Source organism: Streptomyces sp. NPDC052023, from assembly GCF_044548465.1.
Classification (GTDB): Bacteria; Actinomycetota; Actinomycetes; order Streptomycetales; family Streptomycetaceae; genus Streptomyces.
On record NZ_JBIUBW010000006.1, the window covers coordinates 305,361 to 327,803 of the forward strand.

The window sequence follows — 22,443 nt, forward strand, 5'->3', positions numbered from 1 at the left end:
CAGGGACGGTCCGATCGTCGGTGCTCAAGCGAGGGCATGCCCCTGGTGACGGGCAGGGGACAGCTAACAGGCAGCGCAAAGGGTCAGTGTAGCCACTTGGCACACTGATGTCCAGTGCGGGTTTTCGAAGACCCTCGCTGCCCTCGTTGTCCTCAACCCCTGCGACAAGGCCACGCCCTCAACGCCACGGTGATACTGCCCTCTTCGCCGTCGATCCATGCCTCGGATTCGGATCCTTGTGACGACGCGTCCTGAGAATTGCGCGCTGCGTGCGGTTCGTCAAGGCCCTCTTACCCAAGCCGGGGTGCTGCGCTCGTCACGTGCTGCCTGCACCGGGGGTTCCGAGAGGCACGACGAAGATCACCTTACTCCTCGCGACCACGGGTGCAAGGCAGCCGCCGCCGGGCCCTCGGGAACGCCGAAGAGCGACCACCCGGATGGATGATCGCTCTTCGGTGCGTTCGCGTTACAGCCCCAGGGGGCTGTTCACGGCTCTACGGCCGCGATCGGCGCGCGCTGGAGTCCGTGCGGACCCGAGAGGTCTTACTTGACCTCGACGGAGGCGCCGGCGCCCTCGAGGGCCTCCTTGGCCTTGTCCGCGGCGTCCTTGGCGACCTTCTCGAGGACGGGCTTCGGGGCGCCGTCCACCAGGTCCTTGGCCTCCTTCAGGCCGAGGGAGGTCAGCTCACGCACGACCTTGATGACCTGGATCTTCTTGTCGCCGGCGCCGGTGAGGACGACGTCGAACTCGTCCTTCTCCTCGACGGTCTCGGCGGTGGGGGCGCCCGGGCCGGCCATCATGACCGGCGCGGCAGCGGCGGCGGTGACGTCGAACTTCTCCTCGAACGCCTTCACGAACTCGGAGAGCTCGATGAGGGTCATCTCCTCGAACTGCGCGAGCAGGTCTTCCTGAGACAGCTTCGCCATGGTGGCGGTCCTTCCACTAATTCGGCTGGTGCCGGATGTACATGTCTGGCGGGCGTACGTCTGGCCCGCTGTGACCGTCGCGTTCAGGCCGCGGCGGTCAATGTGCGAGCCGAGTTACTCGGCACCGCCCTGCTCGGCCTGCTTGGCGCGCAGCGCGTCCACGGTGCGGACGAGCTTCGACGGCAGCGCCTGGAAGACGGAGGCAGCCTGGGACTGCTTCGCCTTGAAGGCACCGGCCAGCTTGCTGAGCAGAACCTCGCGGGACTCGAGGTCCGCAAGCTTCTTGATCTCATCGGCGGACAGCGCCTTGCCGTCAAGGACACCGCCCTTGATGATGAGATTCGGGTTGTCCTTGGCGAAGTCACGAAGACCCTTCGCCGACTCCACCGGGTCACCGGTGACGAAGGCGACGGCCGTCGGACCAGCGAAGAGCTGGTCGTCGAGCGTGATCCCGGCCTCGTTGGCCGCAATCTTGGTCAGCGTGTTCTTCACCACGGCGTACTGGGCGTTCTCACCGAGCGAACGACGCAGCGTCTTGAGCTGCGCCACGGTGAGACCGCGGTACTCGGTCAGCACGGCGGCGTTGGAGCTGCGGAACTTGTCCGTCAGCTCGGCAACCGCGGCAGCCTTGTCGGGCCTCGCCATAGAGCCTCGGCCTCCTTCCGGGTGATTCGGACCGCGCGGACCCGAAGGAGGACTGGGGAAAACGAAACGCCCCGGCGCAGGCGCACGGGGCGGACTCGACCGGCCGTGCATACGCTGTCGTACGCACTCCGGGAGCACTTCCACTGTCACCTGCGCGGGTCGTCCGCTATTCAGCGGATCCTTCGGCCACCGCACCCTCTTCCGAGCGCACGGCAACGACCAGCGGTCTTTGGCTTCTGGGGAAGCGTACGGGACCGGATCGCTGTCAAGCAAATCCGGTCCCGGAGCAGCTAGAACTCGGACCCGGTCTCCGGGCCCTCCAGCCCACTCAGATCCATCTCCGGGGCGTCCTCGCCGAAGGCGCCCTCACCGCTCGCGGCCTCGCCCAGCCCCTCGAGCATCTCGATCAGGTCGAAGGTCTCCGCGGCCGGCGGCACCTCCACCTCGGCCTTGGCGCCGTAGTCGGAGAGCTTCATGCTCATGTCGACGTCCCCTGCCGAGGACGTCATGGTGACGTCCATCCGGACCGGCAGGTCGTCCTCGTTGACCCAGACCTCGGTGTCGTAGCCCTTGATGCCGGACTTCTCGACGTTCTCCAGGAGCTGCTTGCGGTCCCCCGGCTCCAGGAAGTCCAGGCTCTTGTTGCTCTCCATCATCTCCTTGACGGTGAGCGTGCCCTTGTAGTGCTCGGCGTCCACGCCGTCGACCTTCTCGCTGCCGACGTGCTTCAGGTTGGGCGACTCCAGGAGCAGGGCGATTTGCTCGGCCGGGCTCTGGTTCATGTTGTCCAGGCCGGACGTCATCTGGCGGGTCAGAGCCGGGTCCCCGGCGGCCTCGGCGGCGGCCTTGAGGTCCAGCTTCATCCAGCTCTTGCCGTCCATCTCCAGGGCGGCCGAGTCGCCCATGTCCATGTACATGACCTCGTCACGCCAGACCATGCGGACCGCGTCTGGCATGTCCGGCTCGGCACCGAGCATGGAGCCCTTCATGGTCACGTCCATGACGGTCGGGTCCCAGCCCATCACGCCGGACATGGTCATGTCGTCCATGCCCGCGGGCATCGACATGGTCATCTCGACCTTGGCGGACTTGGCCTCGGCGGTCTTCTCGTAGGCCACCGTCAGGACCTGCTGGACGCTCCGCGAGCCGGACGCCCCGTCCCCCTTGCCGGCCCCACAGCCGACTGCTCCGCCGGCCAGCGTCAGGGCCGCCAGCGCGGCGATCCCCGCCCTGTTCCTCGTGCGCGCGGAAAGCTTCATCGATTCCCCCCACGGGAAGTCTCTGCACACCCTGTGGATCACATGTATGAACCATGTGTCTCTGATTGAGCTGTGAGCCTATCCCAGGGGTCCGACAGGGCCCCTGGGATTCACCGCTGCCCCGACCGCACGGTGACAGTCCCTCCGCCGCCGCGGACACGCGAACGGGCCCCGCACCTCGAAGGTGCGGGGCCCGTGACCGACTTCAGCGAGCCTTGGGGGCTCAGACCGCGGCCGGGTCCTCCTCGACGAGGAGGTTGCGGGTGCGGTTCGGGTCGACCGGGATGCCGGGGCCCATCGTGGTGGTGATGGCGGCCTTCTTGATGTAGCGACCCTTGGCGGCGGACGGCTTCAGACGGAGGATCTCCTCCAGGGCCGCGCCGTAGTTCTCCACCAGCTGGGTGTCGTCGAAGGACGACTTGCCGATGATGAAGTGCAGGTTCGAGTGCTTGTCGACGCGGAACTCGATCTTGCCGCCCTTGATCTCGGTCACGGCCTTGGCCACGTCCGGGGTCACGGTGCCGGTCTTCGGGTTCGGCATCAGACCACGCGGGCCGAGGACACGGCCCAGGCGGCCGACCTTGCCCATGAGGTCCGGGGTGGCGACGACGGCGTCGAAGTCCAGACGCCCCTTCGACACCTCGTCGATCAGCTCGTCGGCGCCGACGATGTCGGCGCCCGCGGCACGCGCGGCCTCGGCACGGTCGCCGGTCGCGAAGACCAGGACCCGGGCGGTCTTACCGGTGCCGTGCGGAAGGTTCACGGTGCCACGGACCATCTGGTCGGCCTTGCGCGGGTCGACACCCAGACGGAAGGCGACCTCGACGGTGCCGTCGAACTTGGTCGTGGAGGTCTCCTTGGCGAGACGAACGGCCTCGAGCGGGGCGTAGAGCTTGTCCCGGTCGATCTTGGCGTCCGCAGCGCGGAGAGACTTGCTGCGCTTGCTCACTACTGCTCCTGGGTTTCTTAGGAGTTGTGGTCCGGGCCGAGCGGGCCCTGCCACTACTGCTCTGGGGAGGTTGGGGCTCAGCCCTCGACCGTGACGCCCATGGAACGCGCGGTACCGGCGATGATCTTCGCGGCGGCGTCCAGGTCGTTGGCGTTGAGGTCGGGCATCTTGGTGGTGGCGATCTCGCGGACCTGCGCCTCGGTGATCTTGGCGACCTTGGTCTTGTGCGGCTCGCCGGAGCCCTTCTCGATACCCGCGGCCTTGAGGATCATCTTGGCGGCCGGCGGGGTCTTGGTCACGAAGGTGAAGGAGCGGTCCTCGTAGACCGTGATCTCCACCGGGATGACCCAGCCACGCTGCGACTCGGTCGCGGCGTTGTAGGCCTTGCAGAACTCCATGATGTTGACGCCGTGCTGACCCAGCGCGGGGCCGACCGGCGGAGCCGGGTTGGCGGCACCGGCCTGGATCTGGAGCTTGATGAGCCCCGTGACCTTCTTCTTCTTGGGAGGCATAGCTCTCCGGGTCCTTTCGATTCGGGTCTACCCTCCGCCGAGTCGCGTCTCGGCAGAAGGCATACCGCACAACGATAACGGGTATAGATGCGCGGCCAAAAACCGTGCAGGTCAGACAGGCTCCAAAAGCCCACCTGACCTGCGCGGAAGCGGTACGTCCAGAAGGCGTCAGTTCTTCTGGATCTGGTCGAACGAGAGCTCGACGGGCGTCTCCCGGCCGAAGATCTCCACCAGGCCCTTGACCTTCTTGGAGTCGGGGTTGATCTCGTTGATCGTCGCCTGCAGCGTGGCGAACGGGCCGTCCGTCACGGTGACCGAGTCGCCGACCTCGAAGTCCAGCACCTGGACCTCGACCTTGCGCTGCGGCGCCGGCTTGCCCTCGGCCTCGGCGGCCTCGCGGGCGGCCTTCTCCTCCGCCTCCGGGGCGAGCATCTTGACGATCTCGTCCAGGGTCAGCGGGTACGGGTCGTAGGCGTTGCCGACGAAGCCGGTGACACCGGGGGTGTTGCGGACGACACCCCAGGACTCGTTCGTCAGGTCCATGCGGACCAGGACGTAGCCCGGGAGCTTGTTCTGCTTGATGGTCTTGCGGTCGCCGTTCTTGATCTGGACGACCTCTTCCTGCGGCACCTCGGCCTGGAAGATGTAGTCCTCGACGTTCAGCGAGACGGCGCGCTGCTCCAGGTTGGTCTTCACGCGGTTCTCGTAACCGGCGTAGGTGTGGATCACGTACCACTCGCCGGGCAGGGTCCGCAGTTCCTCACGGAGCTTCTCGATGGGGTCGAGCTCCGGCTCGGGCTCGGCCTCCTCCACGGGCTCGGCCTCGTCCGCGAGCTCGTCCTCGACGTGCACGGCGGCTTCCTCAGCCGGCTCACCCGCGGCGGCGTCGGCAGCCTCGGCCTCGTCCAGGTCCTCGTCCGCACCCTCGACGATGTCGAGCTCGTCTTCCACGGACTCGACCGGCTCGATGGCGTCGTCGTTCACGTTCGGGTCAGACACGGTGGCTGCTTCTTCCTGGATACATAGGGGTGGAACACGCGAAAGGGGCGCCGGATCCCGGCGCCCTTCGCTCTTGGCTCAGCCGAAGACGTACTTGGCGGCGTGGTCGAGCCCATAGTCAATCACGGTGATCAGTCCGATCATGACGACGACGAAGATGATCACGACAGTCGTGTATCGCGTCAGCTGCGTGCGCGTGGGCCAGACGACCTTGCGGAGCTCGGCGACGATCTGCCGGTAGAAGAGGGCAAGGCGCTTCAGCGGGCCCTTCTTGGCACGCTTGCCACCCTTGCGGGTCTTCTTGGACTCCGGTGCCTCATCCTGGGCATCAGGCGTGTCGATGGAGCCCACGGCGTCCGTCATTCGTCCTCACCTGGTCCCGGGTCGTGGCCGTGCCGCGCCCGGTTTGAGCCGCACGGCGGTGCATTGCTGTACGTACCTGCGCACACATCCTGGCGGTGTGTGTAGCAGGGCCGGAGGGACTTGAACCCCCAACCGCCGGTTTTGGAGACCGGTGCTCTACCAATTGAGCTACGACCCTTCGTGTGTCCCCCAACGTACCGCATCCAACCGGGTGCTCGGTGTGCACCGGTCGAGCGCGGGGCTCGGTGGAGGCCAACGAGGTGAGAGTGTACGTGGTCATGAGCCGGGCGTCGAACAGAAATGGCCTGTGAGGTCCGCTCTCCCGGCGGATCGCCGCCCTGCGGCGCGCGGACCGGACCGGGGACCGGCCGAAGATCGCCGGAGCCACCCGGGGTATACGGACTGTTGTTCAACGGTATGCCCTGGGCTGTTCAGTCCGTGAAACCCGTGTGCCGGGCCGGTTTCCGGTCTGAAACGATGGACCCATGAGCGCTGCAACCCCACCCACCGAGCGCCGGGTCTCGGCCCGCATCGGCGCGATCTCCGAGTCCGCCACCCTCGCCGTGGACGCCAAGGCCAAGGCCCTGAAGGCCGCCGGGCGTCCGGTGATCGGATTCGGCGCCGGCGAGCCCGACTTCCCGACCCCCGACTACATCGTCGAGGCCGCGATCGAGGCCTGCAGGAACCCCAAGTTCCACCGCTACACCCCGGCCGGCGGCCTGCCCGAGCTGAAGGCCGCCATCGCCGTCAAGACGCTGCGCGACTCCGGCTACGAGGTCGACGCCTCCCAGATCCTTGTCACCAACGGCGGCAAGCAGGCCATCTACGAGGCATTCGCCGCGATCCTGGACCCGGGCGACGAGGTCATCGTGCCCGCGCCGTACTGGACGACGTACCCGGAGTCGATCCGCCTGGCCGGCGGTGTCCCGGTCGAGGTCGTCGCCGACGAGACGACCGGCTACCGGGTCAGCGTGGAGCAGCTGGAGGCGGCCCGCACGGAGAAGACGAAGGTCGTTCTCTTCGTCTCGCCGTCCAACCCGACCGGCGCGGTCTACTCCGAGGCCGAGACGGAGGCCATCGGCCGCTGGGCCGTCGAGCACGGCCTGTGGGTACTCACCGACGAGATCTACGAGCACCTGGTGTACGGCGACGCCTCGGCCGTGTCGATGCCGGCCGTCCTGCCCGAGCTGCGCGACAAGTGCATCGTCGTCAACGGCGTCGCGAAGACCTACGCCATGACCGGCTGGCGGGTGGGCTGGATCATCGGCCCGAAGGACGTCGTGAAGGCCGCGACGAACCTCCAGTCGCACGCCACCTCGAACGTCTCGAACGTCGCCCAGGCCGCGGCACTGGCCGCCGTCTCCGGCGACCTGGACGCCGTCGAGAAGATGCGCGAGGCCTTCGACCGCCGCCGCCGCACGATCGTGCGGATGCTCAACGACATCGAGGGCGTGTTCTGCCCCGAGCCCGAGGGCGCCTTCTACGCGTACCCGTCGGTGAAGGCGCTGATCGGCAAGGAGATCCGCGGCAAGCGCCCGAAGGACACGGTCGAGCTGGCCGCGCTGATCCTGGAGGAGTCCGAGGTCGCGGTGGTGCCGGGTGAGGCCTTCGGCACGCCGGGCTACCTGCGGCTGTCGTACGCCCTGGGTGACGAGGACCTCGTCGAGGGTGTGAGCCGCATCCAGAAGCTGCTGGCGGAGGCGCGCGACTGACGTTCCGCGACGTCTTCGTGGCGCACGCGCGCGTGACGGGCCGTTTCCCTTCAGGGAGACGGCCCGTTCTTTCGTGTTTTCGTGCGAGCAAGACCACTAACGGGGAAAGCGCTGGAGGGACGGGCAAGCCGTACGGCAGGATCCTGGAATGGAACGTGTACGTGATGTCTCCGACCTCCCGAAGGCCCATCTGCACCTGCACTTCACCGGCTCCATGCGGCCGGGCACCCTGCTGGAGCTGGCCGACAAGTACGGCGTCCGGCTGCCCGACGCGCTGACCGACGCCCTGGTCGGCGGGGAGCCGCCGAGACTGCGGGCGACGGACGAGCGGGGCTGGTTCCGTTTCCAGCGCCTTTACGACGCCGCTCGTTCGTGCCTGAGGCAGCCGGAGGACATTCAGCGGCTGGTGCGGGAGGCCGCCGAGGAGGACGTCAAGGACGGCTCGGGCTGGCTGGAGATCCAGGTCGACCCGACCTCGTACGCCCCGCGCCTGGGCGGGCTCATCCCGGCGCTGGAGATCATCCTGGACGCGGTGGAGACAGCCGCGCGGGAGACCGGGATCGGCATGCGCGTCCTGGTCGCCGCGAACCGCATGAAGCACCCGCTGGACGCCCGCACGCTGGCCCGCCTCGCCGTCCGCTACACCGACCGGGGTGTGGTCGGCTTCGGGCTCTCCAACGACGAGCGGCGCGGCATGGCCCGCGACTTCGACCGCGCTTTCGCCATCGCGCGCGAGGGCGGCCTGCTGTCGGCCCCGCACGGTGGCGAACTGACCGGGCCCGCCTCGGTCCGTGACTGCCTGGACGACCTGCACGCCGACCGGGTGGGGCACGGCGTGCGCGCGGCGGAGGACCCGCGCCTGCTGAAGCGCCTGGCCGACCGCGGCGTCACCTGCGAGGTGTGCCCGGCGTCGAACGTGGCCCTCGGTGTCTACGAGAAGCCCGAGAACGTCCCCCTGCGCAAGCTCTTCGAAGCCGGCGTGCCGCTGGCGCTGGGCGCCGACGACCCGCTGCTGTTCGGCTCGCGGCTTGCGGCGCAGTACGAGATCGCCCGCGAGCACCACGCCTTCACGGACGCGGAACTGGCCGAGGTCGCCCGCCAGTCGGTACGGGCGTCGGCGGCGCCGGAAGAAACGAAGAAGAGGCTCCTGGCGGGCGTGGACACCTGGCTGACCTCAGACGGGACCACTGCCGTCAGAGGCTGACGCCCACCGTCACCGGCTCGTTGACGAGGGTGATCCCGAAGGCCTCACGCACCCCGGCGACGACCTCGCGGGCCAGCGCCAGCAGGTCCTCCGTGGTCGCCTCGCCGCGGTTGGTGAGGGCGAGGGTGTGCTTGGTGGAGATCCGGGCGGGTCCGGTGCCGTACCCCTTACGGAAGCCCGCCTTGTCGATCAGCCAGGCGGCGGAGGTCTTGGTGTGCCCGTCCCCGGCCGGGTACGCCGGCGGCGCCACGTCCTCACCGAGACGCTCGCGCACGCGCGCGTGGAACGCGGCGAACTGGGCGTCCGTCAGGATCGGGTTGGTGAAGAAGGACCCGGCGGACCAGGTGTCGTGGTCCTCGGGGTCGAGCACCATGCCCTTGCCGGCGCGCAGCTTCAGCACCATGTCGCGGGCGTCGCCGAGCGGGACCCGCTCGCCCGGCCCGACCCCGAGCGCGCGTGCGGTCTCGGCGTACCGGATGGGCCCGGACAGCCCGCCCGCGTCCTCCAGCTCGAAGCGGACGCGCAGGACGACGTACCGCTGGGGGTCGGCCTTGAAGCGGCTGTGCCGGTACGAGAAAGCGCACTCGGCGTTCGTCAGGGTGACCGTCCCGCCGGCCTGGCGGTCGTAGGCGATCACCTCGGTGATGGTGGAGGAGACCTCCTGGCCGTACGCCCCCACGTTCTGGATCGGCGTCGCTCCCGCCGAGCCGGGGATGCCGGCCAGGCACTCGACACCGGCGAGCCCGGCCTCCACGGTGCGCGCGACGGCGTCCGTCCACACCTCACCCGCGGCGAGCTCCAGCCGCGTACCGGACAGCTCGCAGCCACGGGTGGCGATGCGCAGGGCGGTCCCGTCGAAGCCCTTGTCGCCGATGACGAGGTTCGAGCCTCCGCCGACAACCAGCAGCGGCGTCCCGGCGGCGTCGGCCTCCCGCACGGCCTCGACGACCTCGGCGTCGGTCGTCGCGGTCACCAGCCGGGTCGCGGGACCGCCCAGCCGGAACGTGGTCAGCGGGGCGAGGGGGGCGTCGTGGAGTACCTGCACGCGCCCAAGACTACGAGACGGCACGGACAGGGCCGACAGGCGCGCGTCCACCCGCGGCGCCGGTGGCGGGGCACGCGCGCGCGTACGGCCCCGTCGCTCTGGACGAGGCCGTACGCGCGCGTGCGGTTCAGTTCAGCGCATCAGGTGGGCCCGCGTGCCGCCCTCCGTGGTGTTCCGCGGCTCAGCGAGCCGCCCCCTCGAACACCCGCGACTCCGCCGCCCGCTCGGCTTCCGCCGGTACGCCTCGCCGGCGCGCCGGGATGACCAGGGCGGCGACCCCCGCGAGGCCCACCACGCCGGCACCCACCACGATCGCCGGGCGCAGCCCGTCGACGAACGTCTGAGCGGACTCGTATCCGCCCTGCGCCGCGAAGATCGAGGACATGACCGCGATGCCGAGCGCGCCGCCCACCTCGCGCAGCGCGTTGTTCGCGCCGGACGCGATGCCCTGCTCCACGGGCGTCACACTGGCCATCACCAGGGCGGACGCCGGGGCGAAGAACAGGGCCATCCCGATGCCGCTGAGGATCAGGCCGGGCAGCTGGGCCGCGTAGGACGCGTCGGCCGTGACCACGGACGCGAGGTAGCCGAGCCCGGCGGCCTGGAGGAAGAGCCCGGCGGCCACGACGGGCCGCCCGCCGACCCGGTCGGAGAGGATCCCGGCGAGGGGCGCGACCAGCATCGGCATCCCTGTCCACGGCAGCATCCGCAGCCCCGCCTCGGTCGGCGAGTATCCGAGCACACCCTGCATGTACTGGCTGAGCAGGAAGATCGACCCGAACATCCCCAGGAACATCAGCATGCTCGCCGCGTTGATGCCGGCGAAGGCGCGGGAGCGGAACAGCCGCATCGGCAGCATCGGGTTCCGCCCGCGTGTGCCGTGCAGCACGAAGGCGGCCAGTAGCGCCGCCCCGGCAAACAGCCCGATCAGTACGACCGGCTCGGTCCATCCCTCGACCGGTCCGCGGACCAGCCCGTACACGATCCCGAAGAGCCCGCCGCTGGCCAGCAGCGTGCCGCGCACGTCCAGGGGTGCGCCGGTGCCGTACGACTCGGTGAGCCGCAGCCGGGCCAGCGGCAGCAGCGCGGCACCCAGCGGAACGTTCAGCCAGAAGATCCACTGCCAGGAGATGTGCTCGGTGAGGGTCCCTCCGATGAGCGGTCCGCAGGCCACGGCCAGCCCGTTGACGGCACCCCAGATCCCGTACGCCGTCCCCCGCTTCTCCGCCGGCACGGCCGCCGTCAGCAAGGTGAGCGTCAGGGGCATCATGACGGCCGCTCCGACGCCCTGCACGGCGCGTGCGGCGATCAGGGAGTCGATGCCGGGCGCCAGGGCCGCCGCCGCGGACGCCACCGTGAACAGCGCGAGCCCGCCGATGAACAACCTGCGCCGCCCGAACCGGTCGCCGAGTGCCGCCCCGAACATCAGCAGCACGGCGAAGGTGAGCGTATAGGCGCTCACGGTCCATTCGAGGTCGTGCAGCGCCCCACCGAGGTCCTCCCGGATGGAGGGCAGTGCGGTGGTGACGACGAGGTTGTCGAGAGCCGCCATGAAGCCGGCGACGCTGGTGATCACCAGCGCCCAGACGGCGTGTGCTTTCTGCTGTGACATCCGCTCCCCCAGAGCTGCTGCTCGCTGATTGATTAGTAATCGATGACTAACTTTTTCGGTCACACGAGTTCCAGTGGCACACACCACAGCGCCGGCCCTCGAAGAGCGCCGCTCCCGCGCCCGGCTACTCCGCCTCTCCGAGCCCTCGCAGGACGCGAGCCGACATGTAGAGCCCCTCCCACACCCGATGGCCTGGCGGGAATCCCATGGCCGCCAGGGCGTTGACGAGCATCCCGTACGCCATGAAGGTCGTGATCTCGTCCACATCGCCGCCCAGGGGCAGATGCACGGTGTCCCAGAGTTCCATCCAGCCCTTGCGGACCATCTCGCCGAACTCGCGGTCCCCGGACACCTCCGCCGCGGCCACCGCGAGGTAGATCTGCAACTGCATCTGCAGTAGCTCCGGCCGGTCGGCGAGCTGACGTGTGTACGCCTCCGCCATGGCGTGCAGGGCCTCCTCGCCCTTCAGTTCGCCGGCCGCCTCCTCGAAGAGCCGGCGCACGTCCGCGAGACAGCGCTCGGCGGCCGCGAGGAAGATCGCCTTTTTCCCTGGGAAGAGCCGGAAGAGATACGGCTGCGAGACACCCACCCGCTTGGCGATGGCCTCGGTGGAGGTGCCGTAGTAGCCGTTCTGCGCGAACTCCGTGATCGCCGCGCGGACGACGCTCTCACGCCTCTCCTCTGCGCTCATCCTGACCATGGCGTCAAGTTAGTACTCAATCACTAACCTGGTCAAGGGATCCCCTTCGGGGGGCGGGGGTGCCGACAGTAAGGGGCGCCCGCTACGGCGGGCGCCCCTTACTTGCGCGTACGTGCATCCACGCAGGTCTCAGGCCAGGCGGACGACCGCCCGGGACATCCCCAGCACCTTCTGCCCGGCGCTCGTCGCCGTGAGGTCAACGCGGACCGTGTTGTCGTCGAGCTTGGCGGCCACCTTGCCGCTGACCTCGATCACGGCCCCCTGGTCGTCGTTCGGTACGACGACGGGCTTGGTGAAACGGACGCCGTACTCGACGATCGCGCCCGGGTCACCGGTCCAGTCGGTGACCACACGGATCGCCTCGGCCATGGTGAGCATGCCGTGTGCGATGACGTCCGGCAGGCCCACCTCCTTGGCGAACTTCTCGTTCCAGTGGATCGGGTTGAAGTCCCCGGAGGCACCCGCGTACTGGACGAGAGTGGCGCGCGTCACGGGGAAGGTCTGCGCGGGCAGTTCGGTGCCGACCTCGACATCGGCGTACGCGATCTGGGCGGTCATCTGCTCACGCCTCCTCGGCCGCGCGGGCCACCAGCTTGGTCCAGGCGGTCACTACGTGCTCCCCGGCCTCGTCGTGCACCTCGCCGCGGACGTCCAGGATGTCGTTGCCGGCCATCGACTTGATGGCCTCGATGGTCGAGGTGACCGAGAGCCGGTCGCCGGCGCGCACCGGGCGGCTGTAGGCGAACCTCTGGTCGCCGTGCACGACCCGGCTGTAGTCCAGACCGAGCTGCGGGTCGGCGACGACCTCCCCCGCCGCCTTGAAGGTGATCGCGAAGACGAAGGTGGGCGGGGCGATCACGTCGGGGTGGCCGAGGGCCTTGGCGGCTTCCGGGTCCGTGTAGGCCGGGTTGGCGTCTCCCACCGCCTCCGCGAACTCACGGATCTTCTCCCGTCCCACCTCATAGGGGTCAGTGGGCGGGTAGCTCCGCCCCACGAAGGACTGGTCGAGCGCCATGGCTCGGCACCTCCTGGTTTCTGCTCTGGTCGACCGGTGAAGGGCGGCCCCTCAAAAGGCTCTGCTCAACGAGCACCGCGCCGGGTCAACCGTATAGAAGGCCGCCGCGGCCGATTGCGCTCGGTGGCCACGCCGACCGAAAGGGTGACCGAAAAATGAGACGAGGCCGCCCCCCTGAACAGCGGGGGCGGCCTCGTCTTGACGAGTCGTACGAGATGTACTGGCCTGCGTCAGCGCGTTTCGCGGTGCGCGGTGTGCGCGTTGCAACGCGGGCAGTGCTTCTTCATCTCAAGACGGTCCGGGTTGTTACGCCGGTTCTTCTTGGTGATGTAGTTCCGCTCCTTGCACTCCACGCAGGCCAGCGTGATCTTCGGGCGGACGTCGGTGGCAGCCACGTGAGTGCTCCTTGACGAACGGGTAGGTTATTCAACGCAAGAAAGAGTAGCCGATCGAAGGACCGACCCCGCAATCGGCTACTGTCAGTAGCGGTGACCGGACTTGAACCGGTGACACAGCGATTATGAGCCGCTTGCTCTACCGACTGAGCTACACCGCTGCGATGCGATCGGACCCGCCTGACGGCGGGAACCTCTCACACCAGAGCCCCAAAACGGAATCGAACCGTTGACCTTCTCCTTACCATGGAGACGCTCTGCCGACTGAGCTATTGGGGCGAGCGATGAAGACATTACACGCTCGGCCGCCGTTCACCCAAATCCGTTTCAGCGCCCCCGTCAGGCCCCCGCCGCGCACCTCTCAGCAGCCCCGGAGGCCCCCTCGGCACCGCGCTCGACCGGCGGACCACACCGGTACGACTATTGCGCTCCTCCGCGCCACGGGCCGAACGCCGCCATAGGCTCGACTCACTCTGCGTGATCTTGCGTGATGGCACGGCGGTGGGTCATTGACCCGGTCCGGACCCCGAGCCCTGATCCCGAGCCCCGAGCCCCGAGCCCGATCCCTGGAGCGCGATGCCCGACAGCCAGCCGCAGCCGCCCCCTTCGTCTTCGTTCCCGTCGGGCTCGGGTCAGGGCGACGGGAACTCCCTGCTGTTGTGCGGCGCGCGACTCACCGACGGCCGGACGGTGGACGTCCGATTGGGCGGCGGGCGCATCGAGGCGGTCGGCACGGCCGGCAGCCTGGGCGGGTCCCGCGGCGGTGCCGGCGGCAGCGGCGGTGGCGGCCGGGTGGACCTCGGCGGCTACCTGCTGCTGCCGGCCCCGGCCGAAGCCCACGCCCACGCCGACTCGGCCCTGTCCGCCGACGGCGGTGGTCCGCCGTCGTACGACACCCAGGACGTCCAGCGCCGGGCCACCGAGGCCACGCTGCTGCAACTGGGGCACGGGGCGACCGCCCTGCGGGCACACGTCCGCGTGGGTGACGTTCCGGGGCTGGGCGCGCTGACCGCCGTACTGCGGGCGCGGCGGTCGTTGCGCGGGCTCGCGGAGCTGACGACGGTGGCGATGCCGCGGCTGCTGACCGGGGTCGCCGGGGCGGACGGGCTCGCCATGCTGCGGGACGCCGTGAAGATGGGCGCCTCGGTGGTGGGCGGCTGTCCGGATCTCGACCCCGATCCGACGGGCTATGTGGAGGCGGTCCTGGAGGTCGCCTCCGAACAGGGCTGCCCCGTCGACCTGCACACCGACGGCACCGACCCGGCCCGGCTCGCCCGCCTCGCCGCGATGGCCGGCGGCCTGCGCCCCGGCGTGACGATCGGTCCCTGTGGCGGCCTGGGCGACCTGCCCACCGACGTGGCGTCCCGCACCGCCGACCAGCTGGCGGCCGCGGGCGTGACCGTGGTGTGCCTGCCACAGGGTGGCTGCGGGGGCTCCGACCGGCGCGGGACGGCGCCGGTACGGCTGCTGCGCGCTGCCGGCGTACGCCTCGCCGCCGGCAGCGGCGCCCTGCGGGACCCCTCGAACCCCGTGGGCCGGGGCGACCCTCTGGAGGCCGCCTACCTGCTTGCCTCCCACCACGGCCTGCGCCCCGAGGACGCCTACGACGCCGTGAGCACCTCGGCCCGCGCCGCCCTGGGCCTCCCCGAGGTCCGGGTGGAGGCGGGCTTCCCGGCCGAACTGCTCGCCGTTCGCGGCGACCGGCTGGCCGGTGCCCTGTCGCTGGCGTACAGCCGGATCGTGGTGCACCGGGGGCGCGTGGTGGCCCGGACGAGTGCGGTACGCGAGTACTGCAACTCGGCCGCGTCGGCGGAGCTGGGGCTGCCGCGGCAGGGGCGGGGGGAGCTGTCGTAGAGGGGCGGGGGAGCTGTCGTACAGGAGCGGGGGGAGCTGTCGTACAGGAGCGGGGGGAGCTGTCGTAGAGGCGCGGGGGGCTGTCGCAGAGGCGCGGGGGGCTGTCGCAGAGGCGCCGGGGGCGTAGAGGTGTCGTCCGTGCGCCTTTGGCCACCGCCGCGCCCCCTTGACCACGGCCGTGCGCCGTCGACCACCGCCGTGCGCCCCTAGGTCACGACTGTGCCCCCCCTGGATCCGCTCCCCGTGGAAGCCGGCCCGGCACCCCCCACGCCACCCGCACCACGCGGCGGTTGCGGCCGTTCGGGCGTACGGTCGGAAGCATGCGCATTGTCATCGCTGGAGGTCATGGACAGATCGCGCTGCGGCTGGAGCGGCTGCTCGCCGCGCGCGGGTTCGAGGCGGCGGGCATCATCCGCCGCCCCGAACAGGGCGACGATCTGCGGGAGGCGGGCGCCGAACCGGTGCTGCTGGACCTGGAGTCGGCCACGGTCGAGCAGGTCGCGGCGCATCTGCAAGGTGCCGACGCGGCGGTGTTCGCCGCCGGCGCCGGTCCCGGCAGCGGGGTGGCGCGCAAGGGCACGGTGGACAAGGGCGCGGCGGTGCTGTTCGCGGACGCGGCGGTCCGGGCCGGCGTACGCCGCTTCCTGATCGTCTCGTCCATGGGCGCCGACCCGAACCACCAGGGCGACGAGGTCTTCGATGTCTACCTGCGCGCCAAGGGCGAGGCCGACGCGCACGTCAGCCGCCAGGAGGCGCTGGACTGGACGATCCTGCGCCCCGGCCAACTGACGGACGACGCAGGCACCGGCCTCGTCCGCCTGGAGGCGCAGACCGGTCGCGGCCCGGTTCCGCGCGACGACGTGGCCGCCGTACTCGCCGAACTGCTCGAGACCCCGGCCACCGCCGGCCTCACCCTGGAGCTGATCAGCGGATCGGCCCCGGTGTCGGTGGCCGTGAAGTCGGTGGCCGGAAACTGAGTTCGGACAGCCGCGGGCTGTTGCGGCGGGGCGGTCGCCGCCTCAGAACAGCGGCAGCTGTCCGGGGAACTCCGGCACGACGTGACCGTCCAATGACGGCTGCACAGCACCCAGTTGCGCCTGGCGACGTGACCCGGGACACGAGACGAGCCGGCCGCTCTCCCGGGCACCGGGCGGGTCGTGCCGGGCGAACCGTCCCGCGACGACGGCGATCTCACGACGGCACTCGGGACAGGTCCTGCGGCGGGAGGAGCGAAAGCTCATGGGGCCAGTGTGCCCCGAACACCTCTTCGCACCCAGCACCCGGACACGGGCAGAGCCGTCTGGGGGCCGACCTCCGGACCTCACCGACCACTTGAAGCGCCGTCAGCCGGTCCTGCGCCTTCGGCGCCGTCGCCACTGCCATGCCGCCGCCACACCGAACGACGCCGTCAGCAGCGTGACGGCCAGAACGGGCCAGCGGCTGTCGGCGACCCGCAGGTCGGCGAGGACGACCACCACGATCAGGCCCACAGGAATCAGGAGCGAGACGAGCGCCTTGACCATGGCTGCCGCCATCCCGGGAACCCCCCTCGTGCCCGGGCGGGGTCGCGCGACCCGCTCACCGAAGTAGAAGACGAGGGCACGGTCCAGAAGGCGATCGGTGGCCCGGCTGTACGACCGGCCCACGTACGGCATCCAGACCAGCGGAGCGACCAGACCGACCAGGAACACGAGTCCGAGCAGGACGTAACGCCCCGCAGCGACCAGCCAACGCCGCACGCCCCCTGCCTTGGCCTCGCCCTTCGGCACGATCAGCCCCAGGACGCGCGCCATCCGCAGGGTCAGCTCGAAGAGCGTCGCCGCGTGCCCTCTGCTCGCCCCGTGCGGCCCTCTTTCCGCTGTTCGCAGGGCCTTCTTCGCGGCTTTGTCCTGCCCGGCGAGAGCCGCGTCCGCAAGCGCGGCCCGCGCCTGGTCGACGTCCCCGTACACCCCCTGAAGGACGAGAAGTTCGGCACTGCGGACGGCAGCGGTGGGGTCCTGTCCTCCCAGAGCTGTGAGTTCCAGGCAGATACGCGCCTGGCTGAGCAGTGCCGCGCAGAACGCGAACGGCGCCATGATCATCATGGGCCCGCCGATGAGGGCCCCCTCGGAGACGACCCTGCGCTTGCCCCGGGTGAGCAGCAGATCCTGCAGTTCGGCCATGGTGGCGTCGGGGTGCGCGGCCCGCGTCATGGTCACCGAGCGGGCGGCGGCGGGGCCCATCTGCTTGACGGCGTAGGACGCGAGGGTCTCAGGCAGTCGCTGCGGGTCCGCGACCGCCGCCTTCAGCACGTTTCGCGTGAGAGCGGCGTCCTGGAGTGCGTCCGTGCCGTCGTCGGGGGTGGGGCGTGGCACGGGTCATCCCACCGCACGGGCGCCGGGCCGTCGCCGTCGCCGTACAGAACGGGCAGGGCGGCAACTACGTAGCGTGAGTGGGTGGTGTGGCGGCACGAGGGACCACATAGGCAGCATAACTCGTATCTAGCACAAATGGGACGCGCGGACGGTCGGGGTGCGGGCCGTCCATCTGGTCGCGTGAGCCCCGGTAGCGAGCGGCCCCTCCGTTCGGAGACTGGAAAACCCGTCCCCGAGGAGACCCTCATGGCGGACCACGCGGCCATGGAGCGTTGCTGGACGGCCCACACGGACGGTGAGTTCGTGAATCTGGACCTTCGGGCCACCATGAGCACGATGGCGGACCACCCGACCGTGCTCCACGTGCCCACCGCCATGGGCGCCAGCGGACGACGCGACATCTCCGACTTCTACGCCCGCTGGTTCATCGGCCACCACCCCGCCGACTTCGCCCTCCGGTCGGTTCCCGCACCGTCGGGGACGAACGGGTCGTCGACGAGCTGATCGTCTCCTTCACCCACGACATCGAGGTCCCTGGATCCTCCCGGGCGTGAAGCCGACCGGCCGGGCGGTGCAGATTCCCCTCGTGGCGAGCGTGGGCTTCCGCGACGGCGCCATCGACAGCGAGCACATCTACCGGGACCGGAGGGCCGTACTCGCCCAAGCCGGCCTGATCGCCCCCGCCCTCACCGCGCAGCGGCCGCTACTGCCGGACCAGGTCACCGCCATGGCACCGGCACCGGTTTCAACGAACTGGCCCTGCGTTCCGTGTGAAGCCTCGTGCGGCCAGCAACGAAAAAACCCCCTCCGACCTGCCATGATGGCTGGTCGGAGGGGGTTTTCCCCAGTGTGGCGGCGCCAGGATTCGAACCTGGGAAGGCTGAGCCGGCAGATTTACAGTCCGCGCAAGACATGACACACGACCTGGACCCTTCCTCGCTCCTCGTGCCGTTGCCCCACAACTGCCCCACGACAGCGAGCTGCAGCAACGTCGACCGCGCGGACATCGCCGGAGCAGACGGCTTCGCCGCCGATACATGGTCGCCTGGTGGATGCCACACCAGTCCATCACGGGCATGCTCAGCGGCAGACATCAATGTCCTCACCGGCCCTCTGTGGCGACTTGTTTGAGCCCGCCTTAGGCTGGTGTTATGGCCAAAGACATGGACATCACATATCTCCCAGATTCGACAGACGAGCGGGGGGTCAGTTTCTCTTTGACCGCCGAAAAAATCGGAGACCTAGCCATACGGGAGGTTCACATCGCCGCCCTCCATCCTGGACACGTACGCGGAAATCACTATCACGCCAAGAAGTCTGAACTGATCACAGTCGTTTACAGCGACAAGTGGTCGCTCCACTGGGACACGGGACCAGACACAGAGAGCCACTGCCAGGAATTTCACGGACGCGGAGCAGTTAGCTTTACTATCCCACAACTTTGGTCGCACGCGGTCAAAAACAACGGAGAGCATGAATTGTGGCTCTTTAATGCCGCCGATAGACCATTCGACCGAGCATCCGACACTACAACCACTCGGGATACCTACCCAAGGATAGTGACATCATAGTACCAGCGGAGCGGAGTATGAATACCGACACATTCTCCACCTTCTGCCACATTAGCCAATACGGCGATACAGGATATCGAGCGCTTCCACGAATGATCGCGATGAGTCGACCTTGCCTGTGGGCGCCATCTAGCGCGATTATAAAATCCCCTTCCTGCCCTTTCTCCCCCAAGACCTTTTTGGGCTACCTAGAGGAAGGGAATATCCGGGTATTCGGCCGCTACAACTGGCTCTACGATCCCGCTTGGCGCAACACTCAGCGCTGGCCCGGAACTACTTGGGACAATGAAATCGACGGGCGAATAAAGCAAATATGCGAGGAGGACGTAAGTCTCCCAAAGAATAAGCAGAGAGTCGTGGCGGTACCTCCTGAGCAAGGGTACGCATGGGCCGATCAATACCTCGACGAGCACCCGCAGGAAGTGACCCGCTGGTTCAATGTGCTCCGCGATAAGTCGCGGAGGCGAGCCATCCCCGGTGGCACACGAGAGGCCGCCCTCGTACATATCGACCAGCCTGCCGAAGCCGCGCGGAGGATCCTTCGGGACGCATACAATCATGGACAGGCAATAGCGTTCGCAGAAGTTGACGCCCCTTTCCTGGCGCAGCGCATGCATCGAGATTTTCTGCGTATTCTCGCCAAAGAGCCACCGGGTACCGGGACGAGCACTCCCGTCCAACCCTCCAGCACGAGCATCTACACAGGGCGGGACCCAGGGCTTGGTGAACTTGCTACGCAGATGCTAGATATCCTTGGCGAGTTGGATATACATGCACGGCGTAGGGCCGACCCCAATATCCTCGACAACTTCATTCACAGCGATGGTAGAAATGATTTGATGCGGTGGATGAAGGGCGTATGTAGACACCTAAGAGGGCACAAACCACAAGAGCTAAACGGGAAGCTCATAGAGGAACTAAGCCATCAGATCCATCATAGCGAGTTCACTGGGATATGGAAGCAAGCACTTCATCGCAAAAGATGACGTTGCAGTTAGCTCTATAGGTGTCGCGAGCACGATAATCGAGGTCACAAACGATCCCCAAGTCGTGCAGGATGTCCTTCACGGGGTGTTCAGCGGCACGTCGGAAGTGGGCCTGTTTCTTTCTGTAGTCGCCTCCGTTTATCCGCTCGGCAAAGGATTGGCGCGTCAGATAGGATTCGCTCCAGCGGAGTTCAATGGCCCCCAATGGCCTTTCCTTTACGCGTATGGAACTCGCGCCAAGCGGAGGCAGCTCAGAGAAATCCGCTTTGTCCTAGAGCAACTCCAGCAACGGGGAGCGGGCCCATTGAGCGCTCAGTGAAGCAGTCACCTACCTACTTAGAGTGAACGCCGAAGGGTCTGCGATCAGCATGGCCTGGGGGGGAAGGCTGAGCCGCCAGATTTACAGCGGGCCTGGTCAGTCTCTTCCACCTGCGGGTTCCCGCCGAACAGCCTCCGCTGGGGGGACGCCTGGGGGAACGAGCACACTGACAGCTGCTTCGACATGCCATCGAGGCCACCGTTCATGTACAACGCGGCTCGTGCAATGTCGAGGGGAACACCACCCGGCCGACCTCGGAGGCAACCACTGCTGCCCCCTTCGGTGCCTCCGCTTCCGCGAGGGCCTTCCAGGCGGCGAGGGTGAGTCGGCTGAGCTCTGGTATCCGCTGCGAATGGATGGCGCCGCGAGAGCGGCTTTGCATGAGGTTGCGCGGCTGCCAGTCGCCGGAAGTTCGGCGTCGGCGGCTGTTCAGCGGAGGGGTTGTCGCCACTTGGAGCGTGTGCTCCAGCGCGAGTCCGCAGACCGCGGAACCCATCGCTTCGACCTCCATCTGCTCGGATGCCGGCGCCTCGGAGAGCAGTAGCGGCCATCGGATCACGACCACCCTCTCCCAGACCTCGGGTGGCACCGTGTTGGCCAAGTGGTGGCTCTCGCCCACTGGAAGGTCACGCAGACGACGCTCCGCCTCCTGCGTCTGCCCTACGTAACAAAGCCCTGCCCCTGACGCGAACACTCCGTAGAGCACCGGGCCCACCGTGACGGAGCAGTCTGCACGCGCCTCGGTCAGGAGGGCACCCACTCGGTGAGCGAACTGATAGCGGCGCTCCTGCCACCACGACAGCAGCGAGGCATCCCCCAGCAGAGTCGTCAGCGACGATCGCCAGGCGCGATAGGCGTCCTCATGCACCTGGTCACTCACGGGGGCTTGCCTCAAGAGATCATCCACACGCCGCAGCGTAGACCTTGCGCCAACGCCTCGAAGCAGCTTTCAAGAGCGTCACGATTCGCGAGATGCCCCAGGATTGACCTGTGCAGACATCGTCCGGGCGGCCCACACATGGCCCACGGCCCTCAAGCGGACGCAGGGAGGAGGCCACGCTCACACGACTACCCCACACGCCTTCAAACGGTCCGCATGACCGTACAGGGGCGTTCGTGGACGCACCAGACAAAGACGCAGGACAAAGCGGTGTCAACCGGTAACGGGTGATGATTCTGAGGAACTTGCACGTGGCGTGACTTTCCGGTGGGTACATTGGCCCAATGGCATCTGCAGATTCCCGTAGCAGGAAAAGTCAGCGTCACAGGCGGAGTTCCTCTGCCACAGCAACGAAGATCGTTGCAGTGTTCGAGTGGTGCACGACTGTTCTGGTGAGTGTTCGAACGTTCTTGAATGAAGCGGCGCATGCTGTAAAGGCTTGGGATTCTCTCCGCCGAGCATGGGCAAGTGGCTGACGATCCGCGAGTTGGCTCGGGCGCTGCCCTGGAACCCTGCTCGCGTGAGGGAACTGCTCGGCAAGCCGGATAGCCGCCCCGTCCTACGACTGGCGTGAGACCGCGCCTAGGGGGCGGAAAACAAATACGGCCCCCGACCCACGTTATGCGTTGATCAGGTCGGCTCAAGACTGTGCGCGGGCCGGCTCCCATGGATCGGTGACCTGGAACACGGGAGGACGGGGCCAGGCGGTAGCACTGTTGGCCACAGGATGGCCCGAGATGCTTTGGAAGGGAGTGCTCGTGATCAGACAGCCCCGTCCGCCTCGCCGTCGTCCGTCGCATCACCGGGCTCTTCGCCATTCATGGAGCTCTGAGGCAAGCCTCGCCGAAGGCGCTCGCGTTGGATTTCAGCATCAATCTGCCTCCGCTTAGTCGCGCCTCGCTCCTTCAGCGCTGTGTTCAAGACGCCAGCGGCAGGAACAGCGAGCGCAACGACAATGGCGGCCCATTCCGTCCCGAAAGACACACAGGGTGCGGCGCTCGGCGGGCCCGGCGCCGCATCCCTCCTACAGGCAGAGCGATGTCTGACGTCAGCACACTGGCCCGGCCCGCGGGCACTGTGGC

Annotated in this window: 21 protein-coding genes and 3 tRNA genes; 5 read left to right on the top strand and 19 right to left on the bottom strand. The window is 68.1% G+C overall.

Annotation, left to right across the window (positions count from 1 at the left end; all coding sequences use genetic code 11):
- Positions 1–543: 543 nt before the first annotated feature.
- The 8 genes from rplL to ACIHCM_RS16290 all read right to left on the bottom strand — a co-directional run bounded on the left by rplL (position 544) and on the right by ACIHCM_RS16290 (position 5,832).
- Positions 544–927, bottom strand: a complete 384-nt coding sequence (rplL, locus tag ACIHCM_RS16255) for a 50S ribosomal protein L7/L12 (RefSeq protein ID WP_399895382.1) — start codon at positions 925–927, stop codon at positions 544–546.
- Positions 928–1,041: 114 nt separating this feature from the next.
- A complete protein-coding gene (gene rplJ, locus ACIHCM_RS16260) occupies positions 1,042–1,572 on the bottom strand; it encodes a 50S ribosomal protein L10 (RefSeq protein WP_053762845.1) in 531 nt (176 codons plus the stop codon).
- 290 nt (positions 1,573–1,862) lie between these two features.
- The gene (locus ACIHCM_RS16265; RefSeq protein WP_399895386.1) at positions 1,863–2,831 is read right to left on the bottom strand and encodes a hypothetical protein; all 969 of its coding nucleotides are present in this window, start codon (positions 2,829–2,831) and stop codon (positions 1,863–1,865) included.
- Positions 2,832–3,054: 223 nt separating this feature from the next.
- Positions 3,055–3,780 carry a 50S ribosomal protein L1 gene (rplA, locus tag ACIHCM_RS16270; RefSeq protein WP_399895389.1) on the bottom strand — a complete coding sequence of 242 codons (726 nt, stop codon included), beginning with the start codon at positions 3,778–3,780 and terminating at the stop codon, positions 3,055–3,057.
- A gap of 77 nt (positions 3,781–3,857) precedes the next feature.
- Positions 3,858–4,292 (bottom strand): 50S ribosomal protein L11, encoded by a 435-nt coding sequence (gene rplK, locus ACIHCM_RS16275; RefSeq protein ID WP_033528316.1) that lies wholly within the window; start codon positions 4,290–4,292, stop codon positions 3,858–3,860.
- 168 nt (positions 4,293–4,460) lie between these two features.
- Positions 4,461–5,291, bottom strand: coding sequence for a transcription termination/antitermination protein NusG (gene nusG, locus ACIHCM_RS16280; RefSeq protein WP_399895393.1), 831 nt, complete (start codon positions 5,289–5,291; stop codon positions 4,461–4,463).
- 78 nt (positions 5,292–5,369) lie between these two features.
- Positions 5,370–5,654: a preprotein translocase subunit SecE gene (gene secE, locus ACIHCM_RS16285; protein ID WP_393106315.1), complete on the bottom strand. Its 285-nt coding sequence runs from the start codon at positions 5,652–5,654 to the stop codon at positions 5,370–5,372.
- A 105-nt stretch (positions 5,655–5,759) separates the two neighbouring features.
- Positions 5,760–5,832 (bottom strand) — tRNA-Trp (locus tag ACIHCM_RS16290).
- Positions 5,833–6,139: 307 nt separating this feature from the next.
- Here ACIHCM_RS16290 and ACIHCM_RS16295 point away from each other — a divergent pair.
- Together ACIHCM_RS16295 and ACIHCM_RS16300 are read left to right on the top strand one after the other, a co-directional pair.
- Positions 6,140–7,366, top strand: coding sequence for a pyridoxal phosphate-dependent aminotransferase (locus ACIHCM_RS16295; protein ID WP_399895398.1), 1,227 nt, complete (start codon positions 6,140–6,142; stop codon positions 7,364–7,366).
- A 148-nt stretch (positions 7,367–7,514) separates the two neighbouring features.
- Entirely contained in the window at positions 7,515–8,570 is a 1,056-nt protein-coding gene (locus ACIHCM_RS16300; RefSeq protein ID WP_399895401.1) for an adenosine deaminase, read from the top strand.
- On the opposite strand, the gene ACIHCM_RS16305 is transcribed toward ACIHCM_RS16300, so the two are convergent.
- From ACIHCM_RS16305 to ACIHCM_RS16340, 8 genes are all read right to left on the bottom strand, one after another.
- Positions 8,560–9,615: a UDP-N-acetylmuramate dehydrogenase gene (locus ACIHCM_RS16305; RefSeq protein ID WP_399895404.1), complete on the bottom strand. Its 1,056-nt coding sequence runs from the start codon at positions 9,613–9,615 to the stop codon at positions 8,560–8,562. The two genes, ACIHCM_RS16300 and ACIHCM_RS16305, sit on opposite strands and share 11 nt — an antisense overlap.
- Before the next feature lie 181 nt (positions 9,616–9,796).
- Complete coding sequence (locus ACIHCM_RS16310; protein ID WP_399895407.1) at positions 9,797–11,227, bottom strand: MFS transporter; 1,431 nt, start codon at positions 11,225–11,227, stop codon at positions 9,797–9,799.
- A gap of 124 nt (positions 11,228–11,351) precedes the next feature.
- Complete coding sequence (locus ACIHCM_RS16315) at positions 11,352–11,927, bottom strand: TetR/AcrR family transcriptional regulator (protein ID WP_399895410.1); 576 nt, start codon at positions 11,925–11,927, stop codon at positions 11,352–11,354.
- A gap of 129 nt (positions 11,928–12,056) precedes the next feature.
- Positions 12,057–12,485 (bottom strand): MaoC family dehydratase, encoded by a 429-nt coding sequence (locus ACIHCM_RS16320; protein ID WP_399895413.1) that lies wholly within the window; start codon positions 12,483–12,485, stop codon positions 12,057–12,059.
- A gap of 4 nt (positions 12,486–12,489) precedes the next feature.
- The gene (locus tag ACIHCM_RS16325; RefSeq protein ID WP_399895416.1) at positions 12,490–12,942 is read right to left on the bottom strand and encodes a MaoC family dehydratase N-terminal domain-containing protein; all 453 of its coding nucleotides are present in this window, start codon (positions 12,940–12,942) and stop codon (positions 12,490–12,492) included.
- Between the two features lie 230 nt (positions 12,943–13,172).
- On the bottom strand, positions 13,173–13,337 hold the full coding sequence (rpmG, locus tag ACIHCM_RS16330) for a 50S ribosomal protein L33 (protein ID WP_003948671.1): 165 nt from the start codon (positions 13,335–13,337) through the stop codon (positions 13,173–13,175).
- A gap of 88 nt (positions 13,338–13,425) precedes the next feature.
- Positions 13,426–13,498: transfer RNA gene (locus ACIHCM_RS16335), tRNA-Met, on the bottom strand.
- Positions 13,499–13,543: 45 nt separating this feature from the next.
- A tRNA-Thr gene (locus tag ACIHCM_RS16340) sits at positions 13,544–13,616 on the bottom strand.
- A 297-nt stretch (positions 13,617–13,913) separates the two neighbouring features.
- Between ACIHCM_RS16340 and ACIHCM_RS16345 the strand changes: the two genes are divergently transcribed.
- Both ACIHCM_RS16345 and ACIHCM_RS16350 read left to right on the top strand, forming a co-directional pair.
- Positions 13,914–15,191, top strand: a complete 1,278-nt coding sequence (locus ACIHCM_RS16345) for an amidohydrolase family protein (protein ID WP_399895419.1) — start codon at positions 13,914–13,916, stop codon at positions 15,189–15,191.
- Between the two features lie 320 nt (positions 15,192–15,511).
- A complete protein-coding gene (locus tag ACIHCM_RS16350) occupies positions 15,512–16,168 on the top strand; it encodes an SDR family oxidoreductase (protein WP_399895422.1) in 657 nt (218 codons plus the stop codon).
- A gap of 42 nt (positions 16,169–16,210) precedes the next feature.
- On the opposite strand, the gene ACIHCM_RS16355 is transcribed toward ACIHCM_RS16350, so the two are convergent.
- Both ACIHCM_RS16355 and ACIHCM_RS16360 read right to left on the bottom strand, forming a co-directional pair.
- Positions 16,211–16,432, bottom strand: coding sequence for a hypothetical protein (locus tag ACIHCM_RS16355; protein ID WP_365458367.1), 222 nt, complete (start codon positions 16,430–16,432; stop codon positions 16,211–16,213).
- A 102-nt stretch (positions 16,433–16,534) separates the two neighbouring features.
- Positions 16,535–17,545 (bottom strand): hypothetical protein, encoded by a 1,011-nt coding sequence (locus ACIHCM_RS16360; RefSeq protein WP_399895426.1) that lies wholly within the window; start codon positions 17,543–17,545, stop codon positions 16,535–16,537.
- 246 nt (positions 17,546–17,791) lie between these two features.
- On the opposite strand from ACIHCM_RS16360, the gene ACIHCM_RS16365 reads away from it, so the two are divergent.
- Positions 17,792–18,049, top strand: coding sequence for a hypothetical protein (locus tag ACIHCM_RS16365; protein WP_399895429.1), 258 nt, complete (start codon positions 17,792–17,794; stop codon positions 18,047–18,049).
- A gap of 2,574 nt (positions 18,050–20,623) precedes the next feature.
- Here the strand turns inward: ACIHCM_RS16365 and ACIHCM_RS16370 are convergent.
- Positions 20,624–21,301, bottom strand: coding sequence for a hypothetical protein (locus ACIHCM_RS16370; RefSeq protein WP_399895432.1), 678 nt, complete (start codon positions 21,299–21,301; stop codon positions 20,624–20,626).
- Positions 21,302–22,443: the final 1,142 nt, after the last annotated feature.

Coding starts and splice junctions, on each gene's coding strand:
- rplL (WP_399895382.1), bottom strand. CDS start 927: ATGGCGAAGCTGTCTCAGGAAGACCTGCTCGCGCAGTTCGAGGAGATG.
- rplJ (WP_053762845.1), bottom strand. CDS start 1,572: ATGGCGAGGCCCGACAAGGCTGCCGCGGTTGCCGAGCTGACGGACAAG.
- ACIHCM_RS16265 (WP_399895386.1), bottom strand. CDS start 2,831: ATGAAGCTTTCCGCGCGCACGAGGAACAGGGCGGGGATCGCCGCGCTG.
- rplK (WP_033528316.1), bottom strand. CDS start 4,292: ATGCCTCCCAAGAAGAAGAAGGTCACGGGGCTCATCAAGCTCCAGATC.
- secE (WP_393106315.1), bottom strand. CDS start 5,654: ATGACGGACGCCGTGGGCTCCATCGACACGCCTGATGCCCAGGATGAG.
- ACIHCM_RS16295 (WP_399895398.1), top strand. CDS start 6,140: ATGAGCGCTGCAACCCCACCCACCGAGCGCCGGGTCTCGGCCCGCATC.
- ACIHCM_RS16300 (WP_399895401.1), top strand. CDS start 7,515: ATGGAACGTGTACGTGATGTCTCCGACCTCCCGAAGGCCCATCTGCAC.
- ACIHCM_RS16310 (WP_399895407.1), bottom strand. CDS start 11,227: ATGTCACAGCAGAAAGCACACGCCGTCTGGGCGCTGGTGATCACCAGC.
- ACIHCM_RS16315 (WP_399895410.1), bottom strand. CDS start 11,927: ATGGTCAGGATGAGCGCAGAGGAGAGGCGTGAGAGCGTCGTCCGCGCG.
- ACIHCM_RS16320 (WP_399895413.1), bottom strand. CDS start 12,485: ATGACCGCCCAGATCGCGTACGCCGATGTCGAGGTCGGCACCGAACTG.
- ACIHCM_RS16325 (WP_399895416.1), bottom strand. CDS start 12,942: ATGGCGCTCGACCAGTCCTTCGTGGGGCGGAGCTACCCGCCCACTGAC.
- ACIHCM_RS16345 (WP_399895419.1), top strand. CDS start 13,914: ATGCCCGACAGCCAGCCGCAGCCGCCCCCTTCGTCTTCGTTCCCGTCG.
- ACIHCM_RS16350 (WP_399895422.1), top strand. CDS start 15,512: ATGCGCATTGTCATCGCTGGAGGTCATGGACAGATCGCGCTGCGGCTG.
- ACIHCM_RS16355 (WP_365458367.1), bottom strand. CDS start 16,432: ATGAGCTTTCGCTCCTCCCGCCGCAGGACCTGTCCCGAGTGCCGTCGT.
- ACIHCM_RS16365 (WP_399895429.1), top strand. CDS start 17,792: ATGGCGGACCACGCGGCCATGGAGCGTTGCTGGACGGCCCACACGGAC.